Annotated in this window: 9 protein-coding genes; 5 read left to right on the forward strand and 4 right to left on the reverse strand. The window is 71.6% G+C overall.

The features are described from left to right. Window positions 1-210 precede the first annotated feature (210 nt). A complete protein-coding gene (locus ABZX90_RS19140) occupies window positions 211-813 on the forward strand; it encodes a hypothetical protein (RefSeq protein WP_351129717.1) in 603 nt (200 codons plus the stop codon). Between the two features lie 437 nt (window positions 814-1,250). Continuing rightward, the gene (locus ABZX90_RS19145) at window positions 1,251-2,357 is read left to right on the forward strand and encodes an RNA ligase (ATP) (RefSeq protein ID WP_351129719.1); all 1,107 of its coding nucleotides are present in this window, start codon (window positions 1,251-1,253) and stop codon (window positions 2,355-2,357) included. Window positions 2,358-2,435: 78 nt separating this feature from the next. Here ABZX90_RS19145 and soxR read toward each other — a convergent pair whose 3' ends face one another. Continuing rightward, the gene (gene soxR / locus ABZX90_RS19150; protein ID WP_355206250.1) at window positions 2,436-2,990 is read right to left on the reverse strand and encodes a redox-sensitive transcriptional activator SoxR; all 555 of its coding nucleotides are present in this window, start codon (window positions 2,988-2,990) and stop codon (window positions 2,436-2,438) included. A gap of 106 nt (window positions 2,991-3,096) precedes the next feature. On the opposite strand from soxR, the gene ABZX90_RS19155 reads away from it, so the two are divergent. Then, window positions 3,097-3,558, forward strand: coding sequence for a MaoC family dehydratase (locus tag ABZX90_RS19155; protein ID WP_351129724.1), 462 nt, complete (start codon window positions 3,097-3,099; stop codon window positions 3,556-3,558). A 111-nt stretch (window positions 3,559-3,669) separates the two neighbouring features. On the opposite strand, the gene ABZX90_RS19160 is transcribed toward ABZX90_RS19155, so the two are convergent. The 3 genes from ABZX90_RS19160 to ABZX90_RS19170 all read right to left on the reverse strand — a co-directional run bounded on the left by ABZX90_RS19160 (window position 3,670) and on the right by ABZX90_RS19170 (window position 5,877). Further along, window positions 3,670-4,296: a TetR/AcrR family transcriptional regulator gene (locus ABZX90_RS19160; protein WP_351129727.1), complete on the reverse strand. Its 627-nt coding sequence runs from the start codon at window positions 4,294-4,296 to the stop codon at window positions 3,670-3,672. Window positions 4,297-4,392: 96 nt separating this feature from the next. Continuing rightward, the gene (locus ABZX90_RS19165) at window positions 4,393-4,647 is read right to left on the reverse strand and encodes a YiaA/YiaB family inner membrane protein (RefSeq protein WP_355206254.1); all 255 of its coding nucleotides are present in this window, start codon (window positions 4,645-4,647) and stop codon (window positions 4,393-4,395) included. A 78-nt stretch (window positions 4,648-4,725) separates the two neighbouring features. Beyond that, window positions 4,726-5,877, reverse strand: a complete 1,152-nt coding sequence (locus ABZX90_RS19170; protein ID WP_355206257.1) for an acyl-CoA dehydrogenase family protein — start codon at window positions 5,875-5,877, stop codon at window positions 4,726-4,728. 89 nt (window positions 5,878-5,966) lie between these two features. On the opposite strand from ABZX90_RS19170, the gene ABZX90_RS19175 reads away from it, so the two are divergent. Both ABZX90_RS19175 and ABZX90_RS19180 read left to right on the forward strand, forming a co-directional pair. After that, window positions 5,967-6,608: a TetR/AcrR family transcriptional regulator gene (locus ABZX90_RS19175; protein WP_355206260.1), complete on the forward strand. Its 642-nt coding sequence runs from the start codon at window positions 5,967-5,969 to the stop codon at window positions 6,606-6,608. Between the two features lie 99 nt (window positions 6,609-6,707). After that, on the forward strand, window positions 6,708-7,421 hold the full coding sequence (locus ABZX90_RS19180) for a winged helix-turn-helix domain-containing protein (protein ID WP_355206263.1): 714 nt from the start codon (window positions 6,708-6,710) through the stop codon (window positions 7,419-7,421). Window positions 7,422-7,485: the final 64 nt, after the last annotated feature.

Here is a 7,485-nt window from a genome sequence, read left to right on the forward strand (position 1 = left end):
TGGCAAGCGTGGGCTCGGCGGATGACCGGCGGACAGCCCGCTGAGGGCAACGGGAGGCAGGCCGGGGGCACTCGGCGGGTGCCTCGAGGCGGTCATCGGAAAATTGGATGGAGCCGAATCGCTTGTCGATACGTCTACTCGACGACGTCCGTACGAGACGGCGCCGAAGTGACCGGAGTACAGGTGCAGGTGTGACGGAGGTGCAGGGCGATGGCCGGTTTCCGGAGTCTGGCGAGACAGGTGCGAGATCCGAGGTGTGATCTGGCACTGCGGCGGTACTCACTGCGCAAGTGCCTGGAGAGGTTCGCTCCTTACGGGCATCGGGCGACCTGGGACCATCTGTGTTCCCGGGCCGGGTTCGGTCCCGAGGACCGGTCCCCCGATCCGGCGCGGCTCGTGGCCGCACTGGAGGAACTGGAGGAGGCCCGCTCCGTCTGGCTCGCCTACGAGGTCGAGTTCGCGCAGCGTCGCAAGAAGGAGAAGCACGACGGGTTGCGCAGGCCGGGCAGTGTCGACGACTGGCACCGGCTGACCTGGGGCGGGTTCGGTGTCGCCTGGTGCGACAACCCCCGTGTCCACCCTCATGAACCACTGGCCGAGGTGCTGCGCCGGTTGATCGCCGCACTGGAGCGCGAGCCGGGCGCCGTCTGCCCGGTGTGCGCCGGCGAGCGCCTGGTGTGGATGTACGAACTGGCCCACGAACCGTCGTCGGGCCCCGTCTGCACGAGCTGCGGAATCGCGGTGCCGCGGCCCGTCCTGACCCCGGAAGCCCTGGCGGGGGCCAGGCGCGTCCGGCTGCTCGTGTCGGCGTGAGTGCCCCGCCGGGCCGGGCGGCCGGGACTCCGCCGGGCTGAACGGCGCGGGGCAGGGGAACTGCGGGTGAGCCGTCGGCCGCGGAGGGTCCGTGGCCGGGCACGCAGTTCCCGGCACCCTGGTGGTCAGTCCCTCCGGCACCATCGGGGGCATTGTGCCGGTCTGTCCGAGCAGAGCGCGCGGATCGGCCGACGGCGCCGTCGTGCCGAGGTCGCCCGGGGGGACGGCCCGATCCGCGGCTGCCGAGACGGTCATGTCAGGGGCCAGGGACCGCTCGTGGCGGAGGGGGCTCGTTCGGTACGGGGCGGCCCGGCGCACGCCGGGGGGCGGGTCGCGGCCGTCGCAGCTGGCAGCCGTAAATTCGCTGGTTCCAGCCGTTTCCCCCAGGGAGAGTTGGGGGCGATGAAACACGGCTGAGCAACCCGAGGAGTCCCCCGATGTCGACGCTGCGCGTCACCGCCGAAGTGCTGACCGTCCACGAGCATCCGAACGCCGACGCGCTCGAACTGGCCCAGGTGGGCCTGTATCGGGCCGTGGTCGCCAAGGGCGCGTACCGCACCGGCGAGTGGGCGCTCTACATCCCTGAACAGTCCGTGCTGCCGGCCCCGCTGATCGAGGAGCTGGGGCTGACCGGGCGTCTGGCGGGCAGTTCGTCGGACCGGGTCAAGGCGGTGCGGCTGCGCGGCGAGCTGTCGCAGGGCATCGTGTGCCGCCCGAAGGCGCTGGCGGACGTGGACCTGGCGCGGGCCGCCGAGGACGGCACGGACTTCGCGGAGTTCCTCGGCATCGTGAAATGGGTGCCGCCGGTCCCGCCCACGATGAACGGCGATGTCGAGTCGGCGCCCGAGCTGCTGCCCTGGGTCGACATCGAGAACATCCAGCGGTACCCGGACCTCTTCACCCCGGGCGAGCCCGTCGTCCTGACGGAGAAGCTGCACGGTTCGGCCTGTCTGCTGACCTACCTCGCCGACGAGGGCCGCGTCCACGTCTCCTCGAAGGGCTTCGGCTCCAAGTCCCTCGCCCTGAAGGAGGATCCGCGCAATCTGTACTGGCGCGCCGTACACGGTCACGGTGTCGCGGCGGCCGCCGCCCGGCTCGCCGAACGACTGGGCGCGCGCCGCGTCGGCATCTTCGGCGAGGTCTACGGGGCGGGCGTGCAGGACCTCTCGTACGGCGCCGACGGGCGCCGCGAGACGATCGGCTACGCCGTGTTCGACGTGTCCGCGGAGATCGACGGCGAGGTCCGCTGGCTGGACGCGCAGGAGCTGCTGACGGGCGAACTCCCGCTGGTACCAAGGCTGTACGAGGGGCCGTACGACATCGAGCGGGTCCTGGAGATCGCCTCGGGCCGGGAGACCGTGTCCGGTCGCGCGCTGCATCTGCGCGAGGGCGTCGTGATCCGCCCCGGCGCTCCCGCTCCCGACGGGCCGGAGGGGACGTTCGTGGCCGCCGAGCGGTACAGCCCGGTGACGGGCGGACGGGCCATAGCCAAGGCGGTCAGCCCGGCGTACCTGACCCGCAAGGGCGGTACGGAGTACGAGTGAGGGGCGGGCCGGACGACGGACGCGTGGACCGGGCACGACGGATCACGCCTAACCGGTGAGGGTGGTGGGAACGGCGTGTCAGCGGCAGTCTCCCACCGTCTCCTGGCGCGGCCCGGGCTCGCACTCCCGGGCCTGCTCCCGCTGCCGCTCCCGGGGCTCGGGTGCCGCCCGTGCGCCGGAGCGCTCCACCATGAGCCGGGATCCGGCCTGGCGCTCGCCGAAGACGTCGTCGGGGTTGGAGAGCACACAGTTCTCCAGGGAGAGGCAGCCGCAGCCGATGCAGTCCGTGAGGTGGTCCCGCAGCCGGCCGAGCTGTTTGATGCGCTCGTCGAGTTCCGAGCGCCAGGCCTCCGACAGCCGGGCCCAGTCCTCGCGCGTCGGGGTGCGCTCCTCGGGGAGTTCGGCGAGCGCCTCGCGGATGGTGGCGAGCGGGATGCCGACGCGCTGGGCGGCCCGGACGAAGGCGACACGGCGCAGGGCGTCACGGTGGTAGCGGCGTTGGTTGCCCGTGGTGCGGCGGCTGCTGATCAGGCCCTTGGACTCGTAGAAGTGCAGAGCGGAGACGGCGACGCCGCTACGGGCCGACAGCTGTCCGACGGTCAGCTCGTGGATCGTCTCTGGGATCTGGGGCACCCCTCCAACCTACCCACCGCGTCACACGTCCGGTCCGTTGACATGCGCCTCGCGTCCGACCATGCTAAGCAGTCGCTTAGACTATGAGATGCGGGAGGCCAGGGACATGGCAGAGCCGAGGACGTTCGCGACGGTCGACGAACTGCGGGGCGCCGTGGGCGAGCAGCTGGGGTACACGGACTGGGTCGAGATCGAGCAGAAGCGGATCGACCTGTTCGCGGAGGCGACCGGCGACCACCAGTGGATCCACGTCGATCCCGAGAAGGCCGCGGCGGGTCCGTTCGGCACCACGATCGCGCACGGCTATCTCACCCTGTCGCTGCTGCCCCTCTTCGGCCCGCAGCTGATCAGCGTCGAGGGCGTGAAGATGGGCGTCAACTACGGGACGAACAAGGTCCGTTTCCCCGCCCCCGTCCCGGTCGGCTCGCGGCTGCGCGCCACCGCGGCGATCACCGCGGTGGACGACGTGCCGGGCGGTGTCCAGGTGTCCGTGGCCTTCACCGTGGAGCGCGAGGGCGGCGACAAGCCGGTCTGCGTGGCGGAGTCGGTCTCGCGCTACTACCTGTGAGACCGGCGCCCCGGCCCGGCGTCCCCGGAACCGGCGGCTTCGCGTTCGCCGACGCCTCCGGGACCGGGAGCCTCGCGTCGGACCGGGGATGTCCGCGTCCGCGCCGGGGGCCTACTCCTTGTATCCCACCATCCGCCGGACCAGGTCGGCATAGAGGGCGCCGACCTCGTCCGGCGTGCGGGGACCGTCGACGTTGAACCAGCGGGCCACGTCGATGCACAGGGACAGCACGGCGAGGGTGGTGCCGGGTACGTCCGGGACGTCGAAGTCGCCCGCCACGACGCCGTCCTGGATGATGCTGCGGACCTCCGCGTCGACCTGGCGGCGCAGCGCGATGATCTCGGCGCGCGCGTCGGGCCCGAGGGCGTCGAGTTCGTACTGGACGACGCGGGCGGTGGTGTGCTGGCCCGCGTGCCACCGTACGAAGGACCGTACGGCGTCGGAGAGCCGCTCGGCGGCCGTTCCCTCGCCCTCGGCCGCGGTGCGCACGATGTCCAGCGCCTTGTCGTGCCCGATGCGGCTGATCCGGTGGAGCAGCTCTTCCTTGGTCTTGTAATGGATGTACAGCGCGGCCGGGCTCATGCCCGCCCGGCCCGCGATGTCCCGGGTCGTCGTCGCGTGGTACCCGCGCTCGGCGAAGGCCTCGACCGCGGCGACGAGCAGCCGCCGTGCCGCGTCCGGGGTGACCTCGGCCCACGGCTGCATCTCGCCGCCGGGCGTCTCCTGCGCCGCACTCATCGCTGTTCGCCCCTTCTCCACTGACAGGGTGAACACCATACCCCTGAACCTGAGCGAGCGCTTAGCGTCACCGGCCGGGTCATGTCCGCGCGGGGATCAGAGCTTCTCGAACGGGTCGTACATCCGGCCGCCGGGGCGGTTGCCGTCCTGACGGTCGCGGATCACCTTGGCGAGCGTGAAGGACGACGTCACCAGATAGAGGACGGCGATGGCCAGGAAGCCCCGCACCCAGGCGTCGGCGTGGAGTTTGAAGATGCCGAGGGCGGTGGCGGCCATCGCGACGGAGAAGGACGCCACGGCCTGACCGTAGAAGGCGGCCGTGTTCTGCTGTTTGCCCGGTGTCTCACTCATGGGACAAGGATCGGCGGACGTGGCCGCCGCCACATCCGCCGTCGTACTCAGGGACGTACTCAGAGTCAGAACTCGGAGTCAGAACGCGGAGACACCCGTCAGGGCGCGCCCGATGACCAGTTTCTGGATCTGGCTGGTGCCCTCGTAGAGGGTCATCACCCGGGCGTCGCGCAGCAGTTTGCCGGCGGGGTACTCGTCGATGTAGCCGTAGCCGCCGAACACCTGGAGGGCGTTGTTCGCGGCGCGCACGGCGGCCTCGGACGCGAAGAGCTTGGCCTTCGAGGACTCGGTGGCGAACGGCAGCCCGCGGTCCACGAGATCGGCGACCCGCCAGGTGAGCAGCCGCGCCGCGTCCACGTCGACGGCGATGTCGCTGAGGAGTTCCTGGACGAGCTGGTGGTGCGCGATGGTCCTGCCGAACTGTTCCCGCTCGGTCGCGTACGTCACCGCCGCGTCCAGCGCGGCCTGGGCTATGCCGACACAGCCCGCGGCCACCGACATCCGGCCCTTGGCCAGCGCCGACATGGCCACCGCGAAGCCCTTGCCCTCGGGCGCCATCATGGCGCTCGCGGGCACGCGCACGTCCGCGAAGGCCAGTTCCGCGGTGGCCTGGCCGCGCAGTCCGAGCTTGCCGTGGATGGTGCGGCGGGTCAGACCGGGGGTGTCGGCCGGCACCAGGAAGGCGGAGACGCCCTTGTGGCCCGGGGCGTCGGTGGAGCGGGCGAAGAGCAGCACGACGTCGGCCCAGGTGCCGTTCGTGATGAACGTCTTGGTGCCGTTGATGACGTAGTCGTCGCCGTCCCGCACGGCCCTCGTCGACAACTGGCCCGCGTCGGAGCCGGTGCCCGGTTCGGTGAGCCCGAAGCAGCCCACGTACTCGCCGGAGGTCAGCCCCGGCAGCCAATGGCGCTTCTGCTCCTCGCTCCCCCAGTACGAGATCGACTTGGCCACGAGCCCGAGCGAGACGGAGACGATCCCGCGCACGGAGGAGTCACCGCGCCCCAACTCCTCGGTGACCAGGCAGTACGCGAGATGGTCGCCGCCGCTGCCGCCGTACTCCTCGTCGATGGTGAGGCCGAGGAAGCCGACCTCGCCGAGCTTCTTCACGATGGAACGGTCGACGTCCTCCGCCCGGTCCCACTCGACGACGTGCGGGGCGATCTCGCGACGCACGAAGTCCTGGGCGAGCTGCCGGACGGCGGTCTGCTCATCGCTGAGCCCAAGGTTCATGCCGGGTCACCCCACAAATCGCGGACATTGAAAGCCGTACATTTAAATTAGCACTGCTAGTTTCCTGATGCAGCCCTACTATGTGCGCCATGGCCCGACCACGCAAGCCCCTCCTCAGCACCGACCGCATCGTCGAGACGGCACGGGCCCTGGTGGACTCCGAGGGGCTGGCGGCCGTCTCCACGCGCCGGCTCGCCGCGGAACTCGGGGTGAGCGGGCCCTCCCTCTACAACCACTTCCGCACCAAGGACCAGATCCTGGAGGCGGTCGCGGACTCGGTGAGCGCGCTGGTCGACCTGTCGATGTTCGAGGACGGCCGCGACTGGCGCACCGCGCTGCACGACTGGGCCGTCTCCTACCGCGCCGCGCTGCGCGACCACCCGAACATCGTCCCGGTCCTCGCGCGCGGGCCGGGCCGCCGGCCGGCCGGACTCCGGCTCGCCGACGCAGTGTTCGGGGCCATGGTCGGCGCGGGCTGGCCACCGGCCCAGGCCACCTCGATCGGGGCGCTGATGCGGTACTTCATCATGGGGTCCGCGCTGGGCTCGTTCGCCGGGGGCTTCGTGGACGACGAGAGCGCGTACGACCCCGCCGACTATCCGCATCTGGGGCAGGCGCACCTCCTGGCCGAGCAGCAGGAGAAGATCGACGAGCGGGCCTTCGAGACGGGGCTCAGCGCGCTGCTGGACGGCCTCGCGGTGCAGTACGCGGGGCTGGTCCGGGAAAGTTGAGCGAGCTGGTCCGGGAAGCCTGAGCGGGCCCGGAAGCCTGAGCGGACGCTCGCGATACTTCGGTGACCGCCGAAGTGTCCGTGGCGCATCCTGGACGGCATGACAAGGGCGAAGGATCCCGTCGGGCCGGGCCTCGCGGCGCTGGCCGGGCTGATGGCGGACGAGACGCGGGCCGGTTTTCTGCTGGCGCTGCTCGACGGGCGGGCGTGGACCGCCGGTGAACTGGCACGGCGGGCCGGTGTCGCGCCGTCGACCGCCAGCGAGCACCTCGGCAAACTCGTCGCGGGCGGCCTGCTCACCGAGGAACGCCAGGGACGGCACCGTTACGTCCGGCTGGCCGACACCCGCGTCGCCCAGCTCGTCGAGGACCTCGCCGCCCAGGTGACGCCCGGTGCCGCCGAGCGCCCCCGGACGCTGCGGGAGGCCGGCGCGGGCTCGGCGATGGCGCGCGGCCGGACCTGTTACGACCATCTCGCCGGACGGCTCGGCATCGTCCTCACCGAGGCGCTGACCGGCCGCGGACTGCTCCGCCAGGACACCGGGTTCGCCCTCACCGAGGCCGGACTGCGGTGGTTCGACGCCGCGGGCATCCCCCTGGAGCGCGGCGGACGCCGTCCGCTCACCCGTGCCTGTCTCGACTGGACCGAACGGCGTCCGCACCTCGCGGGCACCGCCGGTGCGGCACTGTGCCGGCACGCGCTGGACGCCCGGTGGTGCGTACGCATCGGCTCGGACCGGGCGGTCAAGGTGACCCCGGACGGCGAGCGCGCCTTCGCGGAGCTCCTCGGGATCGAGGCACCGGCGCTCCGCTGAGCCGCGCCCCTCGCCTCCCTTCGCCTTCCCTCCCCCCGCGTTCCGGATCCTGCCCGGATCCAGG

The organism is Streptomyces sp. NPDC002935, from assembly GCF_040611295.1.
Classification (GTDB): Bacteria; Actinomycetota; Actinomycetes; order Streptomycetales; family Streptomycetaceae; genus Streptomyces.

Coding starts and splice junctions, on each gene's coding strand:
- ABZX90_RS19140 (WP_351129717.1), top strand. CDS start 211: ATGGCCGGTTTCCGGAGTCTGGCGAGACAGGTGCGAGATCCGAGGTGT.
- ABZX90_RS19145 (WP_351129719.1), top strand. CDS start 1,251: ATGTCGACGCTGCGCGTCACCGCCGAAGTGCTGACCGTCCACGAGCAT.
- ABZX90_RS19155 (WP_351129724.1), top strand. CDS start 3,097: ATGGCAGAGCCGAGGACGTTCGCGACGGTCGACGAACTGCGGGGCGCC.
- ABZX90_RS19160 (WP_351129727.1), bottom strand. CDS start 4,296: ATGAGTGCGGCGCAGGAGACGCCCGGCGGCGAGATGCAGCCGTGGGCC.
- ABZX90_RS19165 (WP_355206254.1), bottom strand. CDS start 4,647: ATGAGTGAGACACCGGGCAAACAGCAGAACACGGCCGCCTTCTACGGT.
- ABZX90_RS19170 (WP_355206257.1), bottom strand. CDS start 5,877: ATGAACCTTGGGCTCAGCGATGAGCAGACCGCCGTCCGGCAGCTCGCC.
- ABZX90_RS19175 (WP_355206260.1), top strand. CDS start 5,967: ATGGCCCGACCACGCAAGCCCCTCCTCAGCACCGACCGCATCGTCGAG.
- ABZX90_RS19180 (WP_355206263.1), top strand. CDS start 6,708: ATGACAAGGGCGAAGGATCCCGTCGGGCCGGGCCTCGCGGCGCTGGCC.